This is a genomic window from Vibrio sp. TH_r3 (assembly GCF_033101115.1).
GTDB lineage: Bacteria > Pseudomonadota > Gammaproteobacteria > Enterobacterales > Vibrionaceae > Vibrio.
Genome location: NZ_JAWMPW010000069.1, coordinates 1 through 832, shown reverse-complemented (window position 1 = coordinate 832; position 832 = coordinate 1). Strand labels below are relative to the sequence as shown.

Here is an 832-nt window from a genome sequence, read left to right as displayed (position 1 = left end):
ACCAACTAGTAGTCTATCTGCGGCAGAAACAGACACCTTGTTTCGCGTGATTAGACAGCTTAAGTCTGAAGGCAAAATTTTGATTTATATCTCTCATAGAATGGCCGAAATATTCGAGGTTTGTAGTTCTGCGACCGTAATGAAAGACGGTTGTCATGTTATTACTTATGACGACATCCTAACTACTGACAGGCCAACTCTCATAGAAAAAATGATCGGGCGAAATATAGGTGATATGTACAGCTTTCGCGACCGCTCTTTGGGAGACGACAGTTTTGTACTGCGAGACATTAAAAGTAATCAGTTTACTAAGCCTATTCAATTTAGAGCTCGTACAGGAGAGGTGTTAGGTTTCTTCGGGCTAGTAGGTTCCGGTCGGACTGAATTGATGAAATCACTTATTGGTGCGTTGCCAACTAAGTCGATTTCAATGCAGCTTAATAGGATAGATTTACCGACATTGACTCCAAAAACTGCTATTCGAAACGGAATTATATATTGTTCTGAAGACCGTAAAAAAGAAGGTAATATTACTTTTCGTTCAGTACTTGAAAACATCACGATTAGTAGTCGCAGAAATTATTGGAAACTTGGAGGTATTCTAGATCTGGTCAAAGAGACCAAGTCTGCTGAGCATTTCGTCAATCGGTTAGATATTAAGACCCCGAACCTTTCAAAAGAAATTCAGTTCTTATCGGGAGGAAATCAGCAAAAAGTGATCTTAGCTAGGTGGTTAAGTGAGTCCAGCATGAATGTATTGATTGTCGATGAACCCACTCGTGGCATAGATGTATCAGCAAAAAATCAAATCTATAACGTGCTTTATGAGCTG

Annotated in this window: 1 protein-coding gene; it reads left to right on the top strand. The window is 39.5% G+C overall.

Going from position 1 to position 832, the window contains the following annotated elements; translation table 11 throughout:
- Nucleotides 1-832, top strand: an 832-nt coding sequence (locus R3X26_RS18780) for an ATP-binding cassette domain-containing protein (RefSeq protein WP_317718845.1), incomplete at both ends; no start/stop codon positions are given.